This is a genomic window from Streptomyces sp. NBC_01335 (assembly GCF_035953295.1).
GTDB lineage: Bacteria > Actinomycetota > Actinomycetes > Streptomycetales > Streptomycetaceae > Streptomyces.
In genome coordinates, this window is the sequence record NZ_CP108370.1 from 7,949,827 (window position 1) to 7,975,331 (window position 25,505).

The following is a 25,505-nucleotide window of genomic DNA, read 5'->3' on the forward strand; positions in this document are numbered from 1 at the left end:
CAGCGCGCTGTGTACGGACACCGCCCCGCGCCACTGAGCGCGCACCCTCCGCTCTCCCGCCCGCGGTCACAGCGCCGCCGCGGAACGCGCGTCCGCTCCTCCTCGTACGTCCGGCGACCGTGAGGCCCCCGGGCCGAGGGCTGATCCCGCCCACGCCGGTGCCCCCGCGTGACCTCCCCGCATTCGTGACGCTCCGTCACTTTTTACACGTCCGCGCTGAAGCGCGACCGTCGATCCCGGCTGCCCGCGCCCCCGAACGAGAGGATCATGGTGCCCAGGAACACCGCACGAACAGGGGTGTTCACCGCGCTGCGCGTCCGCGACTACCGGATCTACTGGAGCACCGGCCTGGTCTCCAACATCGGCTCCGCGATGCAGGGCGTGGCCCTGGACTGGTTCGTCTTCGACCTCACGCACAGCGGAACGGCGGTCGGCTGGGCGGCCGGTCTCCAGTTCGCCCCGGTGCTGCTGTTCGGCCTCTGGGGCGGAGTGCTCGCCGACCGGTACGACCGTCGCGCCCTCCTGCTGTGGGCGCAGTCCCTGTACGCGGTCCAGGCGGTACTCCTCACGGTCGCCGTGCTGTCCGGCCACGCGCCCCTCTGGTCGGTCTACCTGCTGTCGTTCGGCCTCGGCTGCGTGTTCACCGTGGAGAACCCCGCACGGCTCTCCTTCGTCTTCGAGCTGGTCGGCCCCGCGCTGATCCCGAACGCGGCCGGACTCAACATCCTGTCGCTCAACGCGGCCCGGCTGATCGGGCCCGCGATCGCCGGAGTGCTGATCGGGCTCATCGGTCCGGGCGGGGTGTTCGCGGTGAACGCCGTCTCCTTTGTAGCCGTGACCCTGGGTCTGCTGACGATCCGCCCCCGCACACCCACGCCCGGCACTTCCGGGGCCGGAGCGCCGAGTGGGCAGAAGCCCGGGAGCGAACCGGAACCCGTCAGACGGTCGCGGTGGGCGGGCGCGGGCGCCGAGGGCCTGCGGTACGTCGCCGCCCGCCCCGAACTCGCCGGGGTGCTGGCCCTCTTCGGCCTGGTGGCCACCTTCGCGGTGAACTTCCCCACGACCCTCACCCTCTTCGCCGGGCGGGTCTTCGACGTCGGCTCCAGCGGCCTCGGCTTCATGTCGACCGCACTCTCCGTGGGCACCGTCGCCGGAACGCTCGCCGCGACCCGCCGCGCGGCGCCCCGGGTACGGACCGTGGTCGTCGGCGCCGTCCTGTTCGGCATGAGCGAGGCGGTGGCCGCGCTCATGCCCTCCTACACCACCTTCCTGATCCTGCTGCTGCCCACCGGGTTCGCCCTGATGACCCTCAACACCGCGGTCAGCGCCTTCGTCCAGTCGGAGGTCACCGACGCCATGCACGGCCGGGTGATGGCCATCTACACCGTCGTCTCGATGGGCGGCGCCCCGCTCGGCGGCCCCGCGATCGGCTGGATCTCCCAGCACGCCGGGGTGCGCTGGGGGCTCGCCTCGGGAGCCACGGCCGCCGTGCTCTCCGCTCTCGCGGTGGCGCTGCTGCTCTCCCGGCGGCGCGGAACCACCGCCCCCGGCCGGGCCTCCCGGGCGTGGGTCGCGGCCGGTCCGCCCGTCGCACCCCTCCGTACCCGCACCACCTCCCCGCCGCCCCGGGACCCCGCCCCGTCCCTCTCTTCGGCGCACGCCGACCCGTGCGTCCCCAGAACCCCTTCGACCGGAGGCAATCCTCATGACTGATCACCACACCGGCCCCCTCGGCCTGCACCTCGCACTGGAAGCGGACGGCGACGGTGCCCACCCCGCGTCCTGGCGGCACTCGGGACGTCCGCCGGGCGCGGTCCTCGGCCCACGGGCCCTGCGGGACGTGGTGACCGCGGCCGAGAACGCGGGCTTCGCCCTCGTCACCTTCGCGGACTCGCCGCTGCCGCCCGGCGCCCCGGGCGGCCCGGCCGGCCGGGTGGAGGCCGGGACCCGGGCCGCGTACGTCTCGCCGCTGACCGACCGGATCGGCCTCGCGCCCACCCTGCACGTCACCACCACGGAACCGTTCCACCTCGCCACCCAGCTCGCCGGCCTGGACCACGCCTCGCACGGCCGGGGAGCCTGGGTCGTCGGTGCGGCGAACGGCGCGGACGACGCCGCCACCGTCGGCGAGCCGGTACGTTCCCCCGCCGAGCTGGCCCGCGAGACCGCCGACGTCATCGACACCGCCCGGTCGCTGTGGGACTCCTGGGAGGACGACGCGGTCATCAAGGACCTGGCCACCGGACGCTTCCTCGACGCCGACCGGGTGCACGCCATCGACTTCGAGGGCCCCTCCTTCTCGGTCAAGGGCCCCCTGATCACCCCGCGCCCCCCGCAGGGCGGACTCGTCGTGCTGGTACCGGACGAGCTGGGCGCGGACGCCCGCGCCGACGTCGTACTCGTCGGCCGGCCCGGCCTCCCCGCGATCGGCGAGCGCGCAGCCGCAGCCAAGGAGGCCGGAGCACCGTTGGTGTTCGCCGAGGTGGAGGTGGTCCTCGACGCGGACGCCCCGGCGGCCGACCGGCTCGCCGCCCTGGACGAGGCAGCCCCCTGGCCGGAGACCGGGCGACTGCGCCACGTCGGCTCGCCCGAGGCCCTGGTCGGTCTGCTGCGTGAACTGTCCCGTCTGGTCGACGGGGTCAGGCTGCACCCGGCCGTGCTCGCCGTCGATCTGCCGGTCCTGACCGAGCGGGTGCTGCCGGCCCTGGTGGAGACCGGGGAGCGGTCCGTGCCGCACGCCGGCGACACCCTGCGCGACACGCTCGGCCTTCCCCGCCCCGCCAACCGGTTCGCCGCCGCCCCGGCGACCACGAAAGCCTGAGGTGACCGACATGACCGCACCGAACCCCCGACCCCAGCTCCACCTCGGCGTGTTCTACACCGGGGTCGGACCCCAGCTGATCTGGTCCGACCCCGACGCCCCCTCGCACACCGCGATCGAGACCTTCGTCGAGATCGCGCAGATCCTCGAACGCGGCCTGTTCGACGCGTTCTTCCTGGGGGAGGGGCTGCGCGTACGGGAGAACAGGGGCCGCGTCTTCGATCTGGACGTGGCCGGACGGCCCGACGCGATCACCCAGCTGTCCGCGCTCGCGGCCGTCACGACCCGCATCGGACTGGTGGCCACCCAGAACACCACGTACAACTACCCGGCCGACCTGGCCCGCCGCCTGGCCGGCCTCGACCTGCTCTCCGAGGGCCGCGCCGGATGGAACATCGTCACCACCGACAACGCCTGGACCGGAGCCAACTTCCGGCACGGCGGCTGGCTGGAGCACGAACGCCGCTACGAGCGCGCCGAGCAGTTCGTCGAGGCGGCCAAGGAGCTCTGGGCCTCCTGGGCGCCGGACGCGATCGCGCGGAACGGGAGCGCAGAGCACTGGGCCGGGCCCGGCGCCATCGGTCCGGTCGAGCGCGACACCGACCTCGTGAGGTTCCGGGCCACCGCCACCGTCCCGGGCAGCCGCCAGGGCCGGCCGGTCCTCTTCCAGGCCGGCGACTCACCCGGCGGCCGTGAACTCGCCGCCCGCCACGCCGACGTGGTGTTCTCCGCCAACACCGAGTTCGGCAAGGCCACCGCCTACGCCTCCGACCTCCGCGACCGGCTGGCCCGGCACGGCCGTACCCCCGACTCGCTGCGCATCCTGCCGGGCGCCAGCGTCGTCATCGGCGACACCCCGGCCGACGCGGAGGAGAAGGCCCGCTGGATACGCGGCGAACAGATCAACGGCCCCCGGTCGATCGCCTTCCTGGAGCAGTACTGGGGCACCGACCTCTCCGGCTACGACCCCGACGGCCCGCTGCCCGACATCGAACCGAGCGACCAGGAGCTCGACCCCTCCCGGGGAACCCTCGCCGTCGAGCAGCGCAGCGGCAAGCTCGCCACCATCCGGAAGTGGCGCGAGATAGCCGCCGAACGCGGACTTTCCATAAGGGAGTTGGTGACCGAGGTGTCACCGGGGCACCCGTCCTTCGTGGGCACCCCCGCGTCGATCGCCGACGAGTGGAGCCGGTACGTGCGCGAGGGGGTGGCGGACGGCTTCAACCTCCTGCCGCACCTGCTTCCGGCCTCCGTCACGGACATCGTCGACAAACTCGTCCCGGAACTCCAGGAGCGAGGCGTCTACCGCACCGAGTACCGGGGCACCACGCTGCGCGAACACCTGGACCTGCCGCCGCTCCCCACGACCGGCGGCTGACCGGTGCGGTCCCGCCCGGCCCGTGAGGGTTCGGGGCGGGCGGGACCGCGTGCCGGCGTCATCCCTGTGGCGGCCCGCCCGGCGTCCACTCAGGTCACTGGACGGTCTGTTCCGAGGGTTCGTCGGTGGTGGGTGATCAGCAGACGGTTCGCGGGAGTTGATCAGTCGGCACCGGTCTCTTGCCCTGGTGTCCCGGTGTCCGGTTCGACGGTGGTGGACGTGCGGTGGTGCAGGCAGGCGCGGACGAAGTCGCCGATGACGGGGTCGTTGTCGCCCGCGGGTGCCCATGCGACCCCGACCTGGCTGGAGCTGACGCCGGTGACGGGACGGTAGGTCACCCCGGGGCGCTGGTAGAAGCGGGCGGTGGCCTCGGGGGTGAGGCTGACGCCGTAGCCATTGGCGATCGCGGTCAGCCATTCGTCCGGGTTCTTGGCGATGGCGCCTATCTTGACGGGGCGGCCGTCGCGTTCGTCGGTGGCCAGCCAGTAGTCGCGCCACCAGCCCGACTCGGTCGGGGTGGCTACGAACGGCTCGTCCCAGAGCTGACGGAAGGGAATCTCGGCAAGCTCCGCGAGCGGATGCGTGCTGGGGATGCCGACCCACCGCGGCTCGGTGACCAGCACCTCGACCCGTAGCGCGTCCTGGCCGGGGAACGGCAATCGCAGCAGTGCCGCGTCCACCTGCCCGTCCGCCAGTCCTGCGGTGGGGTCGGACCAGTCGGTCTGCCGCATTTCCACCCGCCAGCCGGGGCGGTACCGGGCGAACGAGCCGATGATCTTCTGGGTGCTTTCATTGGCGGCACTGGCCACGAACCCGACTCGCAGGACGTGGGTGGCGCGGCCGGCGGCGCCGCGCGTCTCGCGCAGTGCGACGTCCCAGTCCTCCAAGACGATCGGGACCCGCTCGGCCAGCACCCGCCCGGCGTCGGTGAGGGACATGCCGGTCCGGGAACGGGTGAACAGCTCGACCCCCAGTTGGGTCTCCAACTGCTTGATCTGTTTGGTCAGGGCCGGTTGAGAGATGAACAGCCGCTCCGCGGCCCGGGTCAGGTGCCCTTCCTCGGCGACGGTCGCGAAGTAGCGCAGCAGCCGGGTGTCGATGTCCATGCCGTCAGGTTATGGATGCGGGTATTGGACGGTCACGGCGGGGTCCAGCAGGATTGATCACGCAAGCAGGAACCAGCCGGTCAACCGAAAGAGCGGACACCATGAGCGACAAGACCTCGAAGCTCGACGCCATCAACGCGTTCTTCGCCGCCTACGCCACCTACGACCTCGACGGCATGCGGGCGGTGCTGACGGACGATGTCGAGTGGACCATCCCGGGTCACCACGCGCTGTCGGGGACCAAGCACGGCGTGGAGGAGGTCGCGGCGTTCTTCACCCAGCTCGGCAAGGCCGGTTTCCAGGCCGAACCGCTGTTCCTGGAGGCCAATGAGGAGTACGTCGTCGACATCCACCGCGGCTGGACCACCGAGGGGACGGGCAAGGTGGATACCACCTGGGCCCTGGTGTGGCACTTCAACCGCGAGGGCAAGGTCGACCGGGTCGTCAACCTCTCCGGCGACCAGCACCAGATGGACGCGTACGTCTGGAACAACTACACGCTGGCCCCGATCCCCGACCGGCTGGCATGAAGCAACCGCCCAGAAAGCGCCCCCTCATCGTCCCTCACCGGAGTCCTTTCTCGGACTGACCGTCGCGCCGCAGAGCCCATCCTGGGGTTGCCCCGACGGCCAAGCCCACATCAGGAGCGGGGCGAGAGTGGCGGCTGCTTGGCAGGACTCGGCAGTCGTGTCGTAGCGGGTGGCGGTTCCGCGCCGGTGATGTCGGATGGATCGTGGTGACCTCCTGAGGTGAGACCGCTGGAGGCTTCCGGTTCGGGCTCACGAGGGTGGCCGCAGCCACCGACGCGCTGCGACCAGATTCACTTCGACCTCGTCGCTCCATGAGCAGACCTCCAGCCACGACAGGTAGCCGCTTTGTGCGAAGACCAGGACCTCACCAGGGCACTCGCCGTTTTCGGTGAAAAGCTGTACATCGGCGGCCATGACGGTGCCGGAACCGGTCTGAGCAGGCTCCACCTCGCTGGTGTCGAGTTCGAAGTGGGCGGTGCCGCACCCGCAAGTGCAGCGGGATCGCACGCTGAGGTGCGGGACCTGCCTCCGGAGCGCGATGTGAACCGGCTCGTCGGTGTTCAGGGCGAACTCGAGCACGTCGGCTACGTCATCGGGCAGGCTCTCGGTCATTCCACCACCGTAGCTGGCCAGTAGCTTTGGGCTTCGACCACTCCCGGTCCGGTTCGTCGCGCGTGGGGCAGCCGAGGCACTCGCACGTCCAGGACCAAGGCGGTGCCCGCGAGACAGCCACTCGATGGCAGCGAGGCGGTTCTTGAGGCGATAGCTGCGGCCATTGATGGAGATGACGTCGCAGAGGTGGAGGAGGCGGTCGAGGATGGCGGTGGCCGGGACCTCGGCGGTCGGCCCTGTTGCGGATGCGGGTGGAGACTAAGTGGTCGAGTTCGTAAGTCCTTCGGGGGTTGATCACGCCGCCAGCGAGACGGAGGATTCTTCTCGATGATCGGCGGTGTGCCGGTCGAGTCTGGCCAGCAGATCGTCCAGGCCGGAGGTGGTGAACTTCCACTGGAACGGCTGGGCTGTGGCGTTGTAGCGGTCTTCGAAAGCGCGGAGCCGGTCCTCGACCTGGGCAAGGTCGGTGAAATCGTTGGGCGTGACCACCTTGCGCTGGACGACGGAGAAGTAGATCTCCACCTGGTTCAGCCAGGAGGCGTGCACGGGGGTGTGGATCATCACCGCGTTCGGGAACGCCGCCGAGAGGCGGTCGGCGGCCTTCTGCCCGCGGTGGGAGGAGCCGTTGTCGACGATCCAGAACACTCGCTTGGCGCTCTTGTAGGGTTCCTGACCCATGACCTGGGTGACCAGGTTCATGAACGGGTCGATGCCGGTGCGCGGCTCGGTGCGGCCGGACACCTTGGACTGGTGGACGTCATAGGCTGCGAGGTAGGCCAGGGCGCCGCCGCGTCCGTAGGCGTGGTTGACGCGCATGGCGCGGGCCTGGCCCGGGGCGAGGGTGGGGTGGCAGCGGCAGTGGGCCTGGATGGAGGTCTTCTCGTCGGCGCTGATGACGTACTCGTCGGCGTCGAGCGCGGTGCCTTGCCAGGTGAGGGCGTACAGGTCCAGCACAAGCTGGGCTTTGGCGCGGAAGTCGGGGTCGGTGACGAAGATCCAGGAGCGGTGCTGCCAGGGCTTGAGCGCGTCGTCGGCCAGCCAGCGGCGCACGGTGGACGCCGACACGAACGCGGCGATGCCCCGCTGGGTGTCCCCATAGGCCAGTTCCGGGCATGACCAGCGCGACAGCGGCACTCCGCTCTCGGCGGGCAGCCGGCAGGCCAGTGCCTTGGCCTCGGCAACCTGTAGCGATGTGAACACCGGTGGGCGGCCGCAGCGTTGACGGTCTTTGAGCCCCGGCAAGCCCTGTTCGGCGAACCGGCCACGCCAGCGGCGCACGGTGTCCAGGTGCAGCCCCGTCTCCTGGGCGATACGCACGTTGGAGCGTCCGCGCGCGGCGTGCAGCACCACCTGTGCACGCACCCGCAGCCGGTGCTCGGTCTTGTGGCCGTAGGCCATCGCCTTCAGCCGTGCGCGTTCGGCGGCACTCGGGGCTATCGGGCAGGCAATGCGGAGGGGCATGGCGGGAGAGCCGATCGGCCGAAGTGGATCACTGGCAAGCCGCAGCCTTCCCCGCCCGCGTTGGCAGTGGAGCCCAGGCATCGCGGCGGTCACCGGGCGTCCGAGCTTGGACTGACCAGATCACTCCATCACGGGCAGACATTCGGCGAGCAGGCCGACGACGTCGCGCCAGGCTCGCTGTGCGTGCCGTGGGTGGTAGCCGACGCCGGGGCGCACGGTGTGGTCGACCGACGGGTGGTGAAAGGCGTGAAGGGCGCCTCCGTAGACCGCCAGGCGCCAGTCGACGCCCGCGGCCTGCATCTCGGCGGTGAATGCCTCCCGCTGCGCGGGGGGCATGATCGGGTCTTCCGACCCGACCCCGGCCCATACCGGGCAGCGAATGCGCGCCGCCTCGCCCGGTCGGCCCGTGATCAGCCCGTTGACTGTCGCGATCGCGCGCAGGCTGACGCCGTCGCGCCCGAGTTCCAGCCCGACGGCGCCCCCGGTGCCGTAGCCGACGGCGGCGATCCGGTCGGGGTCGGTCCGCGGTTCGGTGCACAACACGTCGAGCGCCGCGTGGCCGATGCCCCGCATCCGGTCGGGGTCGGCGAGCAGCGGCACGCAACGAGCCATCATCTCCTCGGGGCCTTCCAAGTAGCGTCCGCCGTGGAGGTCGAAGGCCAACGCTACGTATCCCAGCTCGGCGAGGGCATCGGCCCGGCGGCGCTCGACGTCGCTGAGCCCCGTGCCCTCTGGTCCGAGCAGCACCGCGGGTCGGCGGTCGACACCGGCCGGGAGCGCGAGGTGCCCGATCATCGTCAGACCGTCGGCCGGGTACTGGACCGTGCGCGTGGTAAGCGTCGTCATGAGACTGGACCGTAGTGATCGTCGAGTCCGATCGGGCCGGGATTCGCCGCTGGCAGAACAGCGCGGGTGTCCCTCTGAAATGCGGCGGCGGCTCACAAGATCCGTCACAACTCCCGTTCCCACGGCAACACCTGCCCCGGCACCACGCACGACACAGGTTCCAGAGTCAACCCCCGAAGGATTTACAGAGCTGACCACTAACAGCGCCTAACAGAATGAGGTGACGTTGCTGTCGCTCCAGGCAGGAGATGAGTGTCCGGTCCCTCGACGTTGAGCTCTATGAGTATCTGTACGGGTAGCAGCGGTCCGTGCAGCTAGCGAATCATGGCCGTCATGACGACCACCTTCTGGATCGTGATACTCGTCCTGGCTGTTCTTCTGGCTACCATCGCTGCGACCTGGCCCGGTTCGCCGACTCTGAGCCGACAGCGGAGACCCTGGATACGCCGCGTGATCGGCTTACCTTTCACTATCGTCTTGGTGCTTGTTCTCGCAGCGTGCGGGCGCGCGACCAGCGAGAAGACCGTGCGCAAACTGGCTGGCAGCCCAGAAGCCCTGAAGGCGCGGCAGGAGGTGGAGTTGGCCAGCCGGGACGTCATCGCCGTCTGGGACGCCGAAACGCCGCTCACGCTGGGGCTGGTTGTTCTGGAGGACGTGTGTGTTGGCGGGAGCGCGAAGGAACTGTTCTTTCCGACAGGCTCCGACAGGTACAAGATCAAGTGCACCATGTCCGTTGCTGCCTACTTTGGGGCAGATCCCCGCAGGATGGCCGACACCATCGACGGAGTGCTCAGCGCAGGAGACCGTACGGGACCTCCCATCCCCTTCAACCATGAGTTCCACTACGCGCGCACAGTCGTCGACTACTACCGCGGGAAAACAGGCAATTCAGAAGGACCTGGGACCTGGGAACCAATGCAGTTGTCCCGCGGCATGACTCTCACTCTCAGCTGGGACCAGGTGCGCAGCGGGCACACAGGTCAGCTGATTGAAGAGCCACGCCCGTGCAGCCCTCATGAGCCGCCGGTGCGACGTTGCCTCAGAGAGCCTGCCTCGACCAGCGTGGCGGATCTGCGACGCGAGTACGGGATGGTTTTCAAGATCACTATGCCCGTCAAGGACTACTTCACCGTCTGGAAGTAGCCGGATTGGTCTCACGGGCCGGCATCGGCCTTCGCAGTGAGCCGATCTGTCGGTGGGTGATGAGGCAGCAGGCGAGTTTGAGGAAGGCTTCGTGGATGTCGGCTCGGCGTTCCCAGCGGATGCGGAGGCGTTTAAAGCCGTGGAGCCGGGCGAAGCTGCGTTCGACGACCCAGCGGTATTTGCCCAGTCCGGTGCCGTGGAGGGTGCCGCGGCGGGCGATTGCCGGGACGATGCGGCGTTGCCGGACCTGGTCGCGGTAGATGTCGTGGTCGTACCCGCGGTCGGCGAAGAGTGAGTCCGGCTTCCGTCGCGGATGCCCGACCCGGCCCCTGATAGGTGGGATGGCGTCGATCAGCGGCAGGAGCTGGGTGACGTCGTTGCGGTTGCCGCCGGTGAGGATCACGGCGAGCGGTGTGCCGTGTCCGTCGGTGATCAGGTGGTGTTTCGATCCGGTTCGGCCACGATCGACCGGACTCGGTCCCGTCTGGCTCCCCCTTTTACGGCTCGCACGTGGCTGGAGTCGACCACCGCACGCGACCAGTCGAGACGGGCCGCCGCGTTGAGCTCGGCCAGCAGCACTTCATGCAGCTGCTGCCAGACGCCGGCCTCGTTCCAGTCCCGCAGTCGACGCCAGCACGTCATGCCAGACCCGAAGCCCAACTCCTTTGGCAGGTACTCCCACTGGATGCCGGTGTGCAGCACGAAGAGGATGCCGCGCAACACCTGCCGGTCGGGCAGCGACTTGCGTCCAGGGTGCCGAAACCGACGCTTCTTGCGCGGCAGCAGGGGCTCGATTCGCTCCCACAGGTCATCTGACACGATCCACGGCGAAGTCCCCATGCCCGGACAACGCCCAACTCCTGACGCGGACACGGTCAACAGCGCCGATCCGCGTCATTGTGTTACTGAGGTTTAACTCGTGGTGTCGTTACGCAGATCTGATGGTCAGGCCGGTCTCGGCGAGGCAGCCGTCAATGAGGTTGCTGCGGTACTGGATGTGCCGGAGACCGCTGCGGACCGTGCGGATGAGATGTTCTGGCGTGGAGAAGGCGACGTTGGAGAGCCAGCCGCGACGTAGCAGGGACCAGATGCCCTCGACGGGGTTGAGGTCGGGGGCGTAGGACGGCAGGTAGAGGATGGTCAGCCAGTCACGGGATTCGGCGAACTCCCGTAGACCTGCGGCCTTGTGGACGTTGAGGTTGTCCCAGATGAGGATGATCGGGCCGCCGAGTTGCTGGTGGGCTGCGATCAGCAGGTCGCGGTAGTCGCGCCAGGAGAAGCTTTTGCGCCCGTCACGGTTGCCACCGTCCCGTCGCGGCCGGTAGATCAGCCGGGAGCGGTGGCCGGGCTTGTAGCAGGTCAGGGCGGCGATCGATATCCGTCTGCGCGAGCGGCCACGGACCCGCACCACCGGGGTCCGCCCGCGCTGCGACCAGGTCCTTGCGTGCGACGGCGTCATGGAGAAGCCGGCTTCGTCCTCGAAGACCAGCCATGCTCCACGGGCCGCCGCTAGCCTTCCGCGCGGGGCCACACCTCCTTGACCCACCCGGCCACCACCTCGTCGTCCCGCTCCATGGCACGACGGGCCGGGACCTGGCAGGACCAGCCGTTACGCACCAACAGCTTGCGGACACCTTGAATCGTGTACGTGAGGTGGAAGCGCCGTCCGATCACCGTCTTCACACGGTTCAGAGTCCAGCGCTGGTCCTCCCAGCCGTGCGCGGCCGGTCCTTTGGCCAGCTCGGACTCCAGCTGAGCGAACTGCTTCTCACTCAGTCGCGGCAGCGACGCGGGCCCCTGCGACCGCAAGGACCGTGGGCCGCCCTCGGACCACGTGTGACGCCACCGCTGCACCGATCGGACACTGACCCGCAGATCCCTGGCGATCGCCGTACTGCCCTCGCCACGAGCGAACCGCTCAGCCGCCTGGAGCCGTAACTCCTCGCGCCTGCACTGCCGTTCAGCGGTCAACCCGCCACCCTGTGGATACCTCATCCTCCCGTCATACCGCAGGCAAGCACCCCCCGTCAGCCCCTACGACTTCACGAATTCAATCTCAGTAGCCGTTGTAAGCGCTCTTTCCTCCGCCTTGCGATGCACCGCATCTGACGCCGTACACTGGTCCACCACAGATTACGGGCCAGCCTTTAGCTGTCGGCGTATTCCTCTGGCTGCACCACGGAGTACAGAGGTGTGTGTACCAGTGCTTTGGTCGAGTTCTGACCTCCGCCGCCTGCCGGCCGGTCTGCCGGTGCCGTAGGCCAGGCTGTCCGGGGGCCGTGGACACTGTGCTCGCATCATCGGACGACATGCGTAACTACCTCGTCGATCAGTTCAACCTTGTGCTGCGCAGGCCGGGGATGTACGGCGATGTAGAGCTCGCCGCTCGGACGGCGATGGACCATCTGCTCTTCCTTGAGCAACGGCCCGAAGTTTGGGGTGAACAGAAGCACTCCTGGGGCGAAGTAGGCCTTTGGCCCCCCACTGGCGTGAAAGGCGCCATCAGCCGACTGCTTGCATCCGACCACGATGGCGGCGTGGCCTCCGTATATGCGGAGTTCGCATGGCGACAGGGGTGGCTCAAGCCCGACCGGGTGCTGGATGCCGAGACATACGCGTCAATGCGGAGCGTCATCAGCCCGTGGGCAGAGCACGACCGAGTGTGGGCAGATGTTCTTGCTGCTTTCGGTCCTCCGTCGGTGCTGTTCGGCGGAACCAACCCGCTTTACGGGAAGACCCTCGGTTATGTCACCAACGACATCGCAGAGCCGATGATCTCCTTCCACCTGTGGAACAGCACCGAGCCTGGATCTGACTCGTCATGGCCCCCGGATCGGGAAGCGCCGTTGCTTCTCGCGGTCCGCTGTGGTGATGGCCCGTTCGCCGATCGATTCACGTTCACACCGGAAGGTCAGCGCCGGCGCCCGGAGATCGCTTGATACCAGTGACGCGCGAACTCGATTTCAGCCCGGTTTCCTTCGTGATCTCCCGCGGGCTCATCGCGCCGGACTCTCGCAGCCCGCGAAACCGCCTCAGCTCCAACCAGCGATGCGGATCCAAGGCCACTTTCCGCCTTCCACAAACCGACCAGGACGACAGAAGACTCGCGCGACACAGACCTCACCACATCAAGAACGGTGCACTTTCATTCGTACGCGGAAGTGCGCGTTCACGTGTACGCCGACAGCCCTTGCCGGCAGGGGCCTGGCCATCCAGTTCGGTGATCGTTTCCGCCTACGACTCCAGGCTGGCACGGACGAGCCGGAATGCGGCCGCCGGGTCTGCGGCACGGGTCACCGTCCCGCCCACGACAACATGTGACGCGCCGGCGACAATGGCACCACGCGGTGTGCTCGGCCGGGCGTGGTCACCTGGGGACTCACCCGGAAGCGCGACTCCCGGTGTGACGATCAGTGTGCCGGCTCCCAGCACCCCACGCAGGGCCACGGCTTCCTGCGGCGATGCGGTGACGCCGTGGCAACCAGCGCCTTCCGCCAGCCGGGCCAGCCGCAACACCTGCTCCTCGGTCGAGGTTGAGCCGGTGACGCCGATGTCAGCGAGATCGGAGCTCGTCATGCTGGTGACGACGGTCAGAGCCAGCACACGAAGGCGTGGGAAGTCACGGGCCGCAGCGACAGCGGCGGACATGATGCCGACGCCGCCCATACTGTGGACGGTCACCATGGAGGCACCCAGGGCGCCGGCGGCACGGACCGCGCCGGCCACGGATTTCGGTATCTCGAAGAGCTTCAGGTCCAGGAAGACCTCCTTGCCCTTGGCTACGAGGTGCTCGACCAGGCCCGGCCCCGCCGCGGTGAGCAGCTCCATCCCGACCTTGTAGAAACGACACTCCTCACCAAGCGTGTCGACGACTTCGTCGGCCGCTCGGCGATGGTCAAAGTCCAAAGCAACGATGATCCGACTGTTTGACTCCACAAGGTCATTGTCACCCAAGCGGAGTTGGAGGCGTCAGCGGCCTGCGTCGCGGCCACCGCCCGCCCGGCGGCCACTCGGGGATCACCAGCCGGCGCCGAACCTCGCCATCGGCTCGATCAGTTCGGCTTCCTCGTACGCGAGATGGGAGAGGAGCGCATCCGTGAGCAGGTCCACCACGGCCTCCAGCTCCTTCCCGTCGGTCTGCCCTCCCGCATGGTCGACCAGTTCGCGGTCGAGACGCTCGATCACCCCCTGGATGGCGTGGTGTTCCCCGGCCAGCCGGTCCAGCACCGGCCCCAGCCGCGGATCGGCGCGGCGCAGGTGGGGAAAGAGGTCCTGGTCCTCGCGCGTGTGGTGCAGGGTGGTCACCCGGCAGTACGAGGCGCAGAACGCGCCGAGTGTCCAAGCGTTCTGACGCAGACTCAGCCGCTGGATCTCGGAGCGGACCTCTCCCGGGTCCCTCGCCCCGTCCCTCACCTCGCGCACGACCTGCCTCAGCCGGTCGAGATCCGCGCGGAGCTGGTCGTGCGCGGCGACGAGGTTTCGCGCCGCCTCCTGCCCACCGGCCGCGTACCGCCGGTCCGGGCCGGCGGGCGGCGCGGAAGGGCGGGTCGCCTCGTCCCACGGGCGCTCGGCGGACCGCCGCTCCCCGGGGGGTTCGGTGGCCCGGACCGAGAGCCGGGTGCCGGAATCCAGCGGCGTACCCGCCCCCGAGCCCGTACCGCTCTCCGCGACCACCGCACCCCGCCCGGTTCCGGGTGCCCCCGCCGCACCGGAACGCGCGGCGGCCACCAGCTCCCGGGTCGCGGGCGCCACCTCGGCGGCGAACCTTTCGATCAGCCCCGGCTCCCGTACGGGCAGGAGGAAAGCGCTCGTTCCGTGTTCGAGCGTCAGCGCGGCCAACTGCTCCGGCCAGGCCCCGGGCGGTCCCGTCGGGAAGCCGTCCCGGCCCGGGGAGAGGTTGTAGAGACGGCGCACCGCTCCCGGATCGCGGCCCGCCCGCTCCGCCGCCTCGTCGACGGCGCGGTGACCCGCCGCGAGCCGGGCCGGGGGCACGTGGGGAACGCTCGGCAGCCACCCGTCCGCCGCCGTACCCACCAGATCCAGCATCCGGGGGCCGATCGCCCCGACCCAGATGTCGATCGGGTGCGCGGGTGCGGGGCCGGAGACGGCACCGTCGAGTCGGTAATGGGCGCCTTCGAGGTGGACCCGTCTGCCCGGCGTCCAGAGCGCCCGGATCACCTCGATCGCCTCCCGGGTGGCCCGGAGCGCTTCCCCCGGGGTGCGGCGGGGGCCGCCGTCGGCGGCGACGGACTCCCAGTAGGCCCCCGCGCCCAGCCCCAGTTCGACCCGGCCGCCGGTGAGGAGGTCCAGGGCGGCGGCGGTGCGGGCCAGCATCGCGGGGGGACGCAGCGGCAGGTTGGCGACATTGGGGAAGACCCGCACCCGGGCGGTGGAGGCGGCGACGACCGCGAGCGTCGCCCAGGCGTCGAGCAGGTCCGGGCGGTAGGGGTGGTCCGGGACGCTGACCAGGTCGAGCCCGGCCAGGTCGGCCGTCCGGGCCAGCTCGACCGCGTCCTCGGGGTGTTCGGACACCGGCACCAGAATGGTGCCGAAGAGCAGGTCGTGTCCGTAGTCGGGCATGGGAAGACTCCGTTGCGATGGTCGGTCCGGCCGGACACGGCCGGGGCGGGGGCGGGGGACTGCGGTCGCGTCAGGTGCCGGACACTTTCCCGGCGGCGGACGCTTCCCCGGCGGCGGGCTGTCCACCGGCGGCGGGTGCGGTGGCTCCGCGCCACAGTCTCCCCGGACCGGAGAGCGCAGCGACCGCGGCCACCGCCAGTGCGATCGCCGACATCACGAACGCGGTCGTGTAGCCGGACTCGGCGGGCAGCCGGCTGCCGGGCACCGCGTGGGAGGCCACCAGGGACGCGGCGATCTGCGCCCCGAGCGACCCGCCGATGGTGCGCATGATGGTGTTGATGCCGGTCGCCTCCCCGGTCCGGCCGCGGTCGACCGCGCTGACGACGAGGTTGGCGAGGGCCGCGAAGGCGAAGCCGACGCCGACGCCGAGCACCGCCGAACCCGCGTACATCGCCGCAGCGTCGGCATGGGCGGTCGCATAGACGACGAAGCCAGCCATGCCGATGAGGCAGGCCAGCACCAGCGGCAGCTTCCAGCCGGCGGCCGCGCCGATCCGTCCGGCGAGCGGGCCGGCGATCAGCATGGTCGCGGCCATCGGCACCATGAACAGCCCCGACCCGGTGACCGAGGCGCCGAAACCGTACCCGGCCGAGGAGGGGGTCTGGGCGAGCATCGGGACCAGGGTGAAGGCCCCGTACATCCCGAACCCGATGACGAGAGCGGTGAGATGGCTGGTCAGCACCGCCCGCCGGCGCAGCAGCGCGAGGTCGATCAGCGGCTCGCGCACCCTCGACTCGACGTACGCGAACACCGCGAGGAGCACGACCGCGGCGACGAACAGGCCGACGATCCGGCCCGACGCCCACCCCCAGGACCTGCCCTGGCTGATGGCGGTCAGCAGGGCCACGATTCCGGCGCTCAGAAGGACGACTCCGGACCAGTCGATGCGGCCGGGGGAGCGGACCGGAGACTCCCGGACGAACGCCACGACGCCTGCGACGCCCGCCACGACGACGATCAGTCCGTTCCAGAAGATCCAGTGCCAGTCCAGTGCGTCGACGATGGGGCCCGGGACGACGAGCCCGACGCCGAAGCCGATACCGAACGTGGACGAGATCAGACCGATCGCGACGGGCACCCGCTCACGCGGGAACTGGTCGCGGACGATGCCGAACGCGAGCGGGAAGGCGGCCGATCCGACGCCCTGGACGGCCCGGGCCGCGATCAGCAGAGCGAGCGAGCCGGAGAGCGCGGCCAGCAGCGTACCGGCGGCGAAGACCGCGAGGCTGGCGACGAGCACACGGCGTTTGCCGAACATGTCGCCCACCCGGCCCAGCAGCGCGGTGGCGACGGAGGCGGTGAGCAGGAAGGAGCTGAGCACCCAGGACACGGACGTCGTGGAGGCCCCGAACTCCCGCTGGAGTTCGGGGAGTACCGGCACCACCATCGTCTGCATCAGCGAGAAGGAGAGCACGGCGAGGAGCAGGGCCGCGAAGGGCGCCGTGGTGCCGCGGGGCGGGGTGGAGGCGGGAGCCCCGGACGCCGGAGCGGGGATGGCGCTCATCGAACCTCCCTCTGGCGGACCGGGCGGACCGGGCGGAGCAGGTGTAGCAGGTGGACGGGGCGGACCGGGCGGGCGGGAGGCGCCGGGAGCAGGGCGGGGCTGCGGCCGGGCAGGCAAGTTAATATCACCAGGGAATCATTACATGACGTCATCCTTACGTCCAGCAACTGCCGCTGTATCGTGGACACATGAGCGAAATCCCCGCGTGCGGGACCGGTGGAGACTCCCCGGAGAAGAGAGCGGCATCCCTGTCCCGGCCTCCCGGCCTCCTCGCGCTGCCCTCCTATCTCGTCAGCCACGTGGCGCGCCTCGGGCACGAGGCTCTGGTGGACGCGGTGGGCCAACACGGCCTGCGGCTACCGCACTTCGCCACCCTGACGGCGCTCGCCGACTTCGGCCCGCTGCCCCAGCACGTGCTGGCGGAACGGCTCGGATTCCAGCGCAGCCACCTGGGGGGCTACCTCGACGCCGTCGAGGAACGCGGGCTGGTGCGCCGGGAGCGGGACCGGGCCGACCGCCGCCGCCAACTCGTCGCGCTGACCGAGGGAGGGACGGACCTCCAGCGCCGGGTACGGCTCGTCGCCGACGCGTCCCAGGACGTCTTCCTCGCCTGCCTCACCCCCGCCGAACGGGAGACCCTCACCACGCTGCTCCGGCGCGTGCTGGACGCCTCGGAGCAGAACTCATGAGAAGCGGTACGGCGCTGGGCGCCGACAGTACGGGCTCCGCGAACGCGGATCGCTCACGCCGCCCCGGTGGACGCGGCCGGCGGCGCGTGGCGCGCGGCCGGTTCTGGGGGCTCGCGGCCTGCGGGCTCGTGCTCGCCGTACCCGCCGCCCTGCTCCTCGTACGCCTGACGGGGAAGGACGCGGGCACGCCACTGGCCGTACCGATGGTGCTGTTCCCCCACACGGCCGTCCTGGCGCTGCTGGTGCTCGGCCTCACCACCGTCGTACGCGCGTTGCGGTCCTGGAGCGTGGCAGCCGTGGCGCTGCTCCTGATCATCGCCCAAGTGTGGCTGGTGGCACCGAGGTTCGTCTCCGACTCCGTCACCGTCCCGCCGTCGGCAGCCCGCTTGCGGGTGGCGACCCTCAACACCGACGAGGGGGCGGTCGACCCGGCGGCGGTGGTGGAGATGGTCCGGTCCGAGCGGATCGACGTCCTCGCCGTGGAGCAGACTCCCGCGCGGGGGCTCGACGCGCTCGGCGGGGCGGGCCTCGACGCCCTGCTGCCGTACCACGCACTGCACCCCGAGTACGACTCCTCGATCTACTCCCGCACCCCGCTGACCGGGGCGGACACCACGGACATCGACACCGTGTGGCCCCAGACCACCGCCGGAATCACGGTCGGTGGACGCACCGTGCGGCTCGTCGCCGTCCACACCTACTACCCGCTCGGGAACCCGGGGCGGTGGAGCAGGGACATGTACTCCCTGGCCGTTCTGGCACAGGACGACGGACCCGACGCCGTGTTCCTCGGCGACTTCAACGCCACCCTCGACCACGCCCCGATGCGCTCCCTGCTGGCCGCCGGTCTCACCGACACCCACGCCGAGCTCGGCGAGGGCTGGGCGCCGACCTGGCCCGTCGGCGCGGGGCTCGCTCCGCCCCTCGTCCAGCTGGACCACGTGCTGCACGGCTCCGGGCTCGCGGGGGTCTTCCTCCGCGAACACACCCTGCCCGGGACGGATCACCGGGCCGTCGTCGCGGAACTCGCGGTCCTTCCGGAGCAGGCGGCCGTCCTGCTGACGGACTGACCCGCCGCTCCGCCCCACCCCAGGGCCGTGCGGGCGGGTCCGGGGGTAGGTCACCGGGGCGCCAGGACCCGTACCTGTGAGCCGGAGAGCTTGGTCCACCAGTGGCGGTAGCGGCTGTAGGCCAGGGGGTCGCGGTCCGTCAGCAGGATGCTGAGGGAGCGGGCCTCCTCGGCGAGCCCCTCCCAGGCGGCCGGACTCAGGTCGCGGAAGGCCGTCACCTCGACACCGCCGTCGACCGGACGCCACACCCCCGCGACATAACCGTCGACCAGTACCGTCGGCAGCACGTCACCGTTGATACGGATCACCTCGCGCCGGTACTCCTCGGGGATCACCCGGCTCCGGTCGGCGTACGCCAGCAGAACGCTGTCCCACATCGCCATCAGCCTGGGCGGGGAGGGGACTTCGGCCGCCGGACGGCCTGCCCCGACGGTGTCGAACACCACCGTTCCGTCCGGCCCTTCGAGCTGTTCGACGACACCGTCGAGAGCCCGCAGCGCCTCGCGCACCGGTCCGCGCCGCACCATGGCGAACTGCGCCACGTCCGCCACCGAAGCGGGCCCGAACGCCTTCAGGTAGCGCAGCACGAGGTGGCGCATGGCCTCCGGCACGTGTTCCCGCCCCGTGGCCGCCGGGAGGGACGCCGCCGCCACGTAAGACGTTCTGGCCCCGAACGACCACGGCCCGCCCGCCGGGGCGTGCAGCAGGGGAGCGTATCCTCGCAGCCCCCACAGCGCCCCGGCCTTCTTGCCGGCGCCCACCCGCGCTTCGAGCCACGCGTCCAACTCCTTCACAGTGCGGGCCCGTTCGGCGAACTCCAGCAGTTCTGGCACCAGTCGGAAGGCGTCGTTCGGGGTGAGGCCCGCCGCCGCGAACCGGAACCCGAGCCGCGAGGCGTGCAGCGTCTGCTGCATCGCCTCGCGCAGCACCCGGTAGTCCTCGGCGTGCACCGCGTGGAGCGTGATCCGCATCAGCGTCGCCTTGACCACCACGCCCTCCGTGAACGCCGCGTCCAGCTCCGCCGGATCGAAGCCCGCCAACCGGTTCCACAGGGCGACGTACGGCGAGGCGGGCTGCTGCGCCTGCAGGGCGAGCACCCGGCGCACCCCCTCGGCGGCGTCCAGCGGCTCCCGCCGCAGCAGCAGTTGGCGGTCGAGGGTCGCCCGGTTCAGTTCGCGCGCGGTGATCTTCATGGCGGGCATTGTGCCGGGTTCCGCCCCGGCACGGTCTCGTGGACCGTCACGGCCAGGTCCGCCGGACCCCCTACCGGTGAAGCCGGCCCCGCGCGGACGCGAGCAGCGCACCGATCTCCCGCAGGCGCAGCGGGCGCGCCAGCAGAGCGACCACCGCCGCCAGGGCCGCCGCTCCGGCCAGGGCCGCCACCGGATCGCCGGCCCCGGCGCAGGCCCTGGCCGCACCGAACGCGAGCGCGGCGGCGGGCAGACAGGCCACGACCAGCCGGACCTGCGCCCACAACGCCGTTGACCGCCAGGGCGCTCGGCGCCGCCCGCGCGGCCCGGTCAGCCTGCGGTGCAGGACGTACCCGGTGACCGCGAACCCCGCGAAGAGGGCCAGGGTGTACGCCCCTGCCATCCCGGTGACCGCCCAGCGCGCGGGCAGCAGCAGATAAGCGGCCCCGGCGAGGCCCGCGTTGAGACCGGCGATCACCAGATTGAGCAGGAACGGGGTACGGGTGTCACCCAGCGCGTAGAACCCCCGGGAGAGCACGTACTGCCCCGAGAACGCGATCAGACCCGGCGCGAACGCCCGCAGCATCCCCGCCATCACGGTGACGTCGGCCCCACTCGTACGGCCGTACCCGAAGACCGAACCCATCACCCAGGGGGCGAGTGCCAACAGGGCGAAGGCCGCCGGCACCACGACCGCCGCGGAGGTGCGCAGCGCGTACGACAGGTCCCGGCGCACCCCCGGCAGGTCGCCCTCGGCCGCCGCCCGGCTCATCCGGGGCATCAGCGCGGTGACCAGCGAGACCGTCACGATCCCCTGCGGCACCACCCAGAGCAGGTAGGCGTTGCTGTACGCGGTGTACCCCGCGCCTCCGGCCACCCCCTCGTCCACCGCGTGCTGCCCGGTGAGGGTGGAGAGCCGGGTCACCAGCCAGTACGCGGCCTGGTTCGTCAGGACCAGCATCACCAGCCAGCCGGCCGACCGCAACGGCCTGGTGAGACCACTGCCCCGCCAGTCGAAGCGGGGCCGCCAGCGGAACCCGGCCGCCCGCAGCACCGGCACCAGGGCCAGCGTCTGCACCACGATCCCGGCGGTGGTGCCCCAGCCGAGCAACCGCGTCTGCGCGGCGCTCGGATCGCCGCCCGCGTCCGCAGCGACGGCGAGGTACAGCCCGAAGACGGCGGTCACCACGAGGTTGTTGAGGACCGGGGCCCACATCATCGCGCCGAACCGGCCCCGGGCGTTGAGTACTTGACCCAGCAGGGTGAAGAGCCCGTAGAAGAGGATCTGGGGCAGGCAGCAGCGCGCCAGGGCGATCGTGAGGTCCGCCTGCTCGCCCGAGTAGTCGGTGTAGGCGGCGACGATCTGCGGAGCCCCGACGACGGCGAGGGCGGTGAGGGCGACCAGACCGGCCGTGCAGACGGTGAGGAGCCGCTGGGTGTACGCGACGCCCTCGTCCGCGTGCTCTTTCGCCGCCCGCACGAGTTCGGGGACGAACACCGCGTTGAGCGCCCCGCCGATGAGCAGGATGTAGAGGATGTTGGGCACGGTGTTGGCGACCGTGTAGCCGTCGGCCCGCAGACCGGTGCCGAGCGCGGCGACGACGACCGCCGAGCGTATGAACCCGGTGGCCCGGGAGACCACCGACCCCGCCGCCATCACGGCCCCGCTCCGCAGCGTCGACGCGGGCTTCGAGGGCCTTTCCGCTTCCGGCCCCGGGCCCGGGGCCTCCACCGGGCCCGCCGGCGCGACCGGCCCGGTCGCCTCCGACGCCGTCACCGGTGCGCCGGACAGGCGTGGAACGCCCGGTACAGAGTGTTGTCGGCTGCTCCGCCCATCGATGTCTCCCGTTCTCCGTGCGTCTCGATCACCTGGCCGCCGGTGCAGAGCTTCCGGCGCAGCAGACCGCAGGTGCGCGCGGCGATGATCTCTACCTCGTGGACGGGCGAGACGGAGTCGCATCCGTTCCGAGCCGCCCGTGTCGAGTGCCTCCTGCCGACGCCGACAGTACGCGAGGCAGCGGGCGATCCTGCGCCCCTTCCCGGCGCACCCCGCGGTGGCGGGTCTGCGACGCGTCGCCAAGTCGCCACCCGAAGAACGGAGTTGCCGGTACCCCCGCTGTCACGATCGGACGCGTCCCGCTTCCGCGATCTTTGGGGGTCCTCTCCGTGCATGTCAGATCCATCGCAGCCGCCGCCGGCTTGGTGGCGGCGCTCATACCCGCCTCCGCCGCCCACGCGGCGGATCCGGCCGCTCCGGCCGCCGGTCCCCGCACACCCGCTGTCACCACCCTCACGGTGCCGCTGCCCACCGGCGACGCCGTGACGGTCGAGCGTTCCGGTGCGGAGATCCGCTCGGCCACCGTCACCCCCGCACCCGGGCGGGCGAACGTCACCTTCACGACCAGTTCCACGGGGTCCGACGATGTCAGCGTCGTGCCGGCCGACGCCGAGCCATTGCTCGCCGCCGGCCGGCTCGACCCGCGGCTCTTCGACGTCAAGGCACTGCTGGAGGCCGGATACGGCACCCAGGGCACCGGCGCGCGCGGCGCGGTGGGCCTGATCGTCCAGCACGCCAAGGGCTCGGGTGCCGCGGACAAGGCCCGCGCGGCGGCCGGCAGCGCGGCACGCCCGGGGAGCGCGATCTCCCGCCTCGGCCTGACCGCACTCGATCCGCGCGGCAGCACCGACGCCGCCACCACCTGGAAGCGCCTGACGTCCGGTACCGGCCGCTCGCTCGCGGGAGGGGCGAACAAGTTGTGGCTGGACGGCCGGATGCACATCGCCCTGGACAAAAGCGTCCCCCAGATCAACGCTCCCCAGGCCTGGGGCGACGGATACACCGGCAAGGGGGTCACGGTCGCGGTCCTCGACAGCGGCTACGACTCCGACCATCCCGACCTGGCCGGCCGGGTGACGGTCTCGGCCAACTTCCTCGGCGGCGCCACCGCCGAGGACGACAACGGCCACGGCACCCACGTGGCGTCCACCATCGCCGGTGTCGACAGCACGTACCGCGGTGTCGCGCCGGACGCCTCACTCGCCGTGGGCAAGGTCTGCGACAGCACCGGCTCCTGCCCCACGTCCGCGCTTCTCGCCGGCATCGACTGGGCCGTCAACACCGTCCACGCCAAGGTGGTCAACCTGAGCCTGGGCGGCCCCGCGGACGAGACGGATCCGGCGATCGCGGTCATCGACGACCTGTCGGCGAGCACCGGCACCCTCTTCGTCGTCGCCGCGGGCAACGACGGCGAGTACGGGACCGCCACGGTCGGCGCGCCCGCCATCGCGAACGCGGCGCTCGCCGTGGGCGCGGTCGACGCCGACGACCAGCTGGCCGCCTTCTCCAGCCGGGGTCCGCGCGTCGGCGACAACGCCGTGAAGCCCGACATCACGGCGCCCGGCGTCAACATCGTCGCGGCCAAGGCGGGTGGCGGTCACACGGCCAAGAGCGGTACGTCGATGGCGACGCCGCACGTGGCGGGCGCCGCCGCGCTCGTCGCCCAGGCGCACCCCGGCTGGAGCGGTGAGCAGATCAAGACGGCACTCATGAACAGCGCCGAACCGGACGCGAAGCGTTCGGCCTACCAACAGGGCACCGGCCGGGTGGACGCGGGCCGCGCCGTCCGGCAGACCGTCCTCGCCTCTCCCGCGAACCTGACGACCACTCCTGACTGGGCGGAGGGGGCAGGCAGGAACGCCGAGCACACCGTCACCTTCACCAACTCCGGTGACAGCGACACGACGCTCGACCTCACCCTCGACAGGCCGCTGTCGCCCACCGCCCAGCCGGGCAACGCCGAACAGTTCGCCGTCGACCGCGACAAGGTCACCGTCCCCGCACACGGCACCGCGACCGCGACCGTCACCACCCGCGCCGCTCTGCTGCCGCACGGCCCGTGGTCCGCGATCCTCACCGCCTCGCAGGACGGCACGCCCGTCACCCGTACGATCCTCGGCGTCGACAGCCCGATACCCACGCACCAGCTCACGCTCCACGCACAGCAGCGCGACGGCACCCCGGCGACCGGGACCGCCCTGGTGGTCAACCGCTGGACCGGTGACCGCTACCCGGTCCGTATCAACGCGGGCACCGGATCGGTTTCCGTACCCGAGGCGCAGTACTGGATCGGAATGACCATCAGCAGCGGCACCGGCACGGAACGCACCACCACGATGGCAGTCACCTCGGTCACGCCCGTCACGGACACCTCGGTCGACCTCGACGCCCGCACCGCGGCCCCGGTCGGCGCGGACGTCCACGATCCCCGGGCCCGGGCCACGGCCGTGCAGGCCGCGCTCGCACTGCCCGCCGGCGCCGGAACGTACACGCTGAGCGTGGTCACCACCGGTGCGCTCGCCGGACAGTCGCTGTACGCGACACCGTTCGACGAGGCGGACGCCCGATACCGTACGTTCGCCGTGTTCGCGGCCGAAGGCGCCTCCTCGTCGGCGCCGAGCCCCTTCTTCTACCACGTGGCGCGCGACTGGAGCCACGGCGTCCCCGCCCGGCCCTCCTTCTCCGTAGGACGCCGCGATCTGACCGACGTGCGCGTGCACCTCGACGCCCAGGGCACCCCCGCCGCGGGCACCACGGCGGCCACCCCCGACGACGACAGCTTGCTGCCGCTCTTCATCGACCAGCAGGTCCGCTTCCCCTCGACCGTGCACGACTACCGTACGGCCGGCGAGTGGCTCGACCGGGCCACGATCGCCGGCCGCCAGTCCATCGCGACCCCGGCGCGGGCCTTCGGCCGGAGCGCCGTGGACCGCCTGGACTTCGCGGCCGCGGTGGTCGGACCGGCGCTCCCGGCCGCCCCCTTCTACCGGGTCGGGGACAGCATGGTGTGGACGGCGACACCGTGGTTCGTGGACGGCGACGGCAGCAGGGGCGGCAGCGACTGGGGTGCGTCGGGCACGCTCACGCTGGCCAGGGACGGCGAGAAGGTGAACGCCTGGAACGCCGTCGGCACCGGCAAGTCCACCGCCGCTCCGGCCGGTCCCGGTCACTACACGCTCACCGCGGACCTCACGCGTGACCAGTCCTATGCCGCGCTGTCGACGCGTGTGCGGTCGGAGTGGACCTTCGATTCGGACACCGACGACGGCGCGGGAACCATCCTGCCGCTCATGGCCGTCCGCTTCACGCCGCACGGTCTCGACGCGTCCGGCGGCGCGGCCCGCCACGCCACGACGCGTGTGGACGTGGCGGTCCAGCGGGCCCCGGGGGCGACGGCGGCCACGGTCGGTCCGGCACAACTGGAAGTCAGCTGGGACGACGGCGTCACCTGGCGCCGCGTCGGGCTCACCCGGGGTGGGCACGGAACACCCGCCCACGCCGACCTGACCGCACCCGCCGGTGCCGCGTACGCGACGCTGCGCGCGACGGCCGCGGCGAGCGACGGCAGCGCGGTGGAGCAGACCGTCACCCGGGCCTTCCAGGTCAACAAGTCCGGCCGGTAGGGCGACGAGCGGGCCGGTGTCCGAAGGACCCGGCCCGCTCGCACCGACGGAGCAG

19 protein-coding genes and 2 pseudogenes are annotated in these 25,505 nt (G+C 71.0%); 9 read left to right on the top strand and 12 right to left on the bottom strand.

What is annotated here, in order from left to right; all coding sequences use genetic code 11:
- The first annotated feature begins 267 nt into the window (after positions 1–267).
- From OG599_RS33430 to OG599_RS33440, 3 genes are read left to right on the top strand one after another with little or no spacing between them, the layout of a single operon-like run.
- Positions 268–1,713: an MFS transporter gene (locus tag OG599_RS33430; RefSeq protein ID WP_327179715.1), complete on the top strand. Its 1,446-nt coding sequence runs from the start codon at positions 268–270 to the stop codon at positions 1,711–1,713.
- Positions 1,706–2,821 (top strand): LLM class flavin-dependent oxidoreductase, encoded by a 1,116-nt coding sequence (locus tag OG599_RS33435; RefSeq protein WP_327179716.1) that lies wholly within the window; start codon positions 1,706–1,708, stop codon positions 2,819–2,821. The genes OG599_RS33430 and OG599_RS33435 overlap by 8 nt, the downstream gene beginning before the upstream one ends.
- A 10-nt stretch (positions 2,822–2,831) precedes the next feature.
- Positions 2,832–4,199: an NtaA/DmoA family FMN-dependent monooxygenase gene (locus OG599_RS33440; protein ID WP_327179717.1), complete on the top strand. Its 1,368-nt coding sequence runs from the start codon at positions 2,832–2,834 to the stop codon at positions 4,197–4,199.
- 161 nt (positions 4,200–4,360) lie between these two features.
- Here the strand turns inward: OG599_RS33440 and OG599_RS33445 are convergent, their stop codons facing one another.
- Entirely contained in the window at positions 4,361–5,305 is a 945-nt protein-coding gene (locus tag OG599_RS33445; protein WP_327179718.1) for a LysR family transcriptional regulator, read from the bottom strand.
- Between the two features lie 101 nt (positions 5,306–5,406).
- Here OG599_RS33445 and OG599_RS33450 point away from each other — a divergent pair, with 101 nt between their 5' ends.
- A complete protein-coding gene (locus tag OG599_RS33450) occupies positions 5,407–5,835 on the top strand; it encodes a nuclear transport factor 2 family protein (RefSeq protein WP_327179719.1) in 429 nt (142 codons plus the stop codon).
- Positions 5,836–6,084: 249 nt separating this feature from the next.
- Here OG599_RS33450 and OG599_RS33455 read toward each other — a convergent pair whose 3' ends face one another.
- From OG599_RS33455 to OG599_RS33470, 4 genes and pseudogenes are all read right to left on the bottom strand, one after another.
- Positions 6,085–6,447, bottom strand: a complete 363-nt coding sequence (locus OG599_RS33455) for a hypothetical protein (RefSeq protein WP_327179720.1) — start codon at positions 6,445–6,447, stop codon at positions 6,085–6,087.
- A gap of 120 nt (positions 6,448–6,567) precedes the next feature.
- Positions 6,568–6,672: pseudogene (locus OG599_RS33460) on the bottom strand (ATP-binding protein); the annotation flags it as partial.
- Positions 6,673–6,741: 69 nt separating this feature from the next.
- A complete protein-coding gene (locus OG599_RS33465) occupies positions 6,742–7,908 on the bottom strand; it encodes an IS630 family transposase (RefSeq protein ID WP_327179721.1) in 1,167 nt (388 codons plus the stop codon).
- 120 nt (positions 7,909–8,028) lie between these two features.
- On the bottom strand, positions 8,029–8,754 hold the full coding sequence (locus OG599_RS33470; RefSeq protein ID WP_327179722.1) for a dienelactone hydrolase family protein: 726 nt from the start codon (positions 8,752–8,754) through the stop codon (positions 8,029–8,031).
- A gap of 333 nt (positions 8,755–9,087) precedes the next feature.
- Between OG599_RS33470 and OG599_RS33475 the strand changes: the two genes are divergently transcribed.
- Positions 9,088–9,897, top strand: coding sequence for a hypothetical protein (locus tag OG599_RS33475; RefSeq protein ID WP_327179723.1), 810 nt, complete (start codon positions 9,088–9,090; stop codon positions 9,895–9,897).
- Here OG599_RS33475 and OG599_RS33480 read toward each other — a convergent pair.
- Together OG599_RS33480 and OG599_RS35550 are read right to left on the bottom strand one after the other, a co-directional pair.
- Positions 9,881–10,737: pseudogene (locus OG599_RS33480) on the bottom strand (IS5 family transposase). The gene OG599_RS33475 and the pseudogene OG599_RS33480 sit on opposite strands and share 17 nt — an antisense overlap.
- An 88-nt stretch (positions 10,738–10,825) precedes the next feature.
- Positions 10,826–11,892, bottom strand: a protein-coding gene (locus OG599_RS35550; protein ID WP_442809636.1) for an IS630 family transposase whose coding sequence is annotated in 2 segments (ribosomal slippage) — positions 10,826–11,446 and positions 11,449–11,892 — 1,065 coding nt in all. Because the reading frame shifts where the segments join, the coding sequence is not laid out codon by codon here.
- 314 nt (positions 11,893–12,206) lie between these two features.
- On the opposite strand from OG599_RS35550, the gene OG599_RS33495 reads away from it, so the two are divergent.
- Positions 12,207–12,836, top strand: a complete 630-nt coding sequence (locus OG599_RS33495; protein WP_327179725.1) for a hypothetical protein — start codon at positions 12,207–12,209, stop codon at positions 12,834–12,836.
- 295 nt (positions 12,837–13,131) lie between these two features.
- On the opposite strand, the gene pyrF is transcribed toward OG599_RS33495, so the two are convergent.
- From pyrF to OG599_RS33510, 3 genes are all read right to left on the bottom strand, one after another.
- Positions 13,132–13,833 carry an orotidine-5'-phosphate decarboxylase gene (pyrF, locus tag OG599_RS33500; protein WP_327179726.1) on the bottom strand — a complete coding sequence of 234 codons (702 nt, stop codon included), beginning with the start codon at positions 13,831–13,833 and terminating at the stop codon, positions 13,132–13,134.
- Between the two features lie 81 nt (positions 13,834–13,914).
- The gene (locus OG599_RS33505) at positions 13,915–15,477 is read right to left on the bottom strand and encodes an LLM class flavin-dependent oxidoreductase (RefSeq protein WP_327179727.1); all 1,563 of its coding nucleotides are present in this window, start codon (positions 15,475–15,477) and stop codon (positions 13,915–13,917) included.
- Positions 15,478–15,547: 70 nt separating this feature from the next.
- On the bottom strand, positions 15,548–17,041 hold the full coding sequence (locus OG599_RS33510; RefSeq protein ID WP_327179728.1) for an MFS transporter: 1,494 nt from the start codon (positions 17,039–17,041) through the stop codon (positions 15,548–15,550).
- A gap of 188 nt (positions 17,042–17,229) precedes the next feature.
- Between OG599_RS33510 and OG599_RS33515 the strand changes: the two genes are divergently transcribed.
- Together OG599_RS33515 and OG599_RS33520 are read left to right on the top strand one after the other, a co-directional pair.
- Complete coding sequence (locus OG599_RS33515) at positions 17,230–17,730, top strand: MarR family winged helix-turn-helix transcriptional regulator (protein WP_327179729.1); 501 nt, start codon at positions 17,230–17,232, stop codon at positions 17,728–17,730.
- Positions 17,727–18,800, top strand: a complete 1,074-nt coding sequence (locus OG599_RS33520; protein WP_327179730.1) for an endonuclease/exonuclease/phosphatase family protein — start codon at positions 17,727–17,729, stop codon at positions 18,798–18,800. The genes OG599_RS33515 and OG599_RS33520 overlap by 4 nt, the downstream gene beginning before the upstream one ends.
- Before the next feature lie 50 nt (positions 18,801–18,850).
- On the opposite strand, the gene OG599_RS33525 is transcribed toward OG599_RS33520, so the two are convergent.
- Together OG599_RS33525 and murJ are read right to left on the bottom strand one after the other, a co-directional pair.
- Positions 18,851–19,993: a winged helix DNA-binding domain-containing protein gene (locus tag OG599_RS33525; protein ID WP_327179731.1), complete on the bottom strand. Its 1,143-nt coding sequence runs from the start codon at positions 19,991–19,993 to the stop codon at positions 18,851–18,853.
- 70 nt (positions 19,994–20,063) lie between these two features.
- On the bottom strand, positions 20,064–21,647 hold the full coding sequence (murJ, locus tag OG599_RS33530) for a murein biosynthesis integral membrane protein MurJ (RefSeq protein ID WP_442809727.1): 1,584 nt from the start codon (positions 21,645–21,647) through the stop codon (positions 20,064–20,066).
- Positions 21,648–22,156: 509 nt separating this feature from the next.
- Between murJ and OG599_RS33535 the strand changes: the two genes are divergently transcribed.
- Positions 22,157–25,450, top strand: a complete 3,294-nt coding sequence (locus OG599_RS33535) for a S8 family serine peptidase (protein ID WP_327179732.1) — start codon at positions 22,157–22,159, stop codon at positions 25,448–25,450.
- Positions 25,451–25,505 lie beyond the last annotated feature (55 nt).

What these genes read in the sequence shown, in the direction of transcription:
- OG599_RS33430 (WP_327179715.1), top strand. Translation starts at nt 268, where the DNA reads ATGGTGCCCAGGAACACCGCACGAACAGGGGTGTTCACCGCGCTGCGC.
- OG599_RS33435 (WP_327179716.1), top strand. Translation starts at nt 1,706, where the DNA reads ATGACTGATCACCACACCGGCCCCCTCGGCCTGCACCTCGCACTGGAA.
- OG599_RS33440 (WP_327179717.1), top strand. Translation starts at nt 2,832, where the DNA reads ATGACCGCACCGAACCCCCGACCCCAGCTCCACCTCGGCGTGTTCTAC.
- OG599_RS33445 (WP_327179718.1), bottom strand. Translation starts at nt 5,305, where the DNA reads ATGGACATCGACACCCGGCTGCTGCGCTACTTCGCGACCGTCGCCGAG.
- OG599_RS33450 (WP_327179719.1), top strand. Translation starts at nt 5,407, where the DNA reads ATGAGCGACAAGACCTCGAAGCTCGACGCCATCAACGCGTTCTTCGCC.
- OG599_RS33455 (WP_327179720.1), bottom strand. Translation starts at nt 6,447, where the DNA reads ATGACCGAGAGCCTGCCCGATGACGTAGCCGACGTGCTCGAGTTCGCC.
- OG599_RS33465 (WP_327179721.1), bottom strand. Translation starts at nt 7,908, where the DNA reads ATGCCCCTCCGCATTGCCTGCCCGATAGCCCCGAGTGCCGCCGAACGC.
- OG599_RS33470 (WP_327179722.1), bottom strand. Translation starts at nt 8,754, where the DNA reads ATGACGACGCTTACCACGCGCACGGTCCAGTACCCGGCCGACGGTCTG.
- OG599_RS33475 (WP_327179723.1), top strand. Translation starts at nt 9,088, where the DNA reads ATGACGACCACCTTCTGGATCGTGATACTCGTCCTGGCTGTTCTTCTG.
- OG599_RS33495 (WP_327179725.1), top strand. Translation starts at nt 12,207, where the DNA reads ATGCGTAACTACCTCGTCGATCAGTTCAACCTTGTGCTGCGCAGGCCG.
- OG599_RS33505 (WP_327179727.1), bottom strand. Translation starts at nt 15,477, where the DNA reads ATGCCCGACTACGGACACGACCTGCTCTTCGGCACCATTCTGGTGCCG.
- OG599_RS33510 (WP_327179728.1), bottom strand. Translation starts at nt 17,041, where the DNA reads ATGAGCGCCATCCCCGCTCCGGCGTCCGGGGCTCCCGCCTCCACCCCG.
- OG599_RS33515 (WP_327179729.1), top strand. Translation starts at nt 17,230, where the DNA reads ATGAGCGAAATCCCCGCGTGCGGGACCGGTGGAGACTCCCCGGAGAAG.
- OG599_RS33520 (WP_327179730.1), top strand. Translation starts at nt 17,727, where the DNA reads ATGAGAAGCGGTACGGCGCTGGGCGCCGACAGTACGGGCTCCGCGAAC.
- OG599_RS33525 (WP_327179731.1), bottom strand. Translation starts at nt 19,993, where the DNA reads ATGAAGATCACCGCGCGCGAACTGAACCGGGCGACCCTCGACCGCCAA.
- murJ (WP_442809727.1), bottom strand. Translation starts at nt 21,647, where the DNA reads ATGGCGGCGGGGTCGGTGGTCTCCCGGGCCACCGGGTTCATACGCTCG.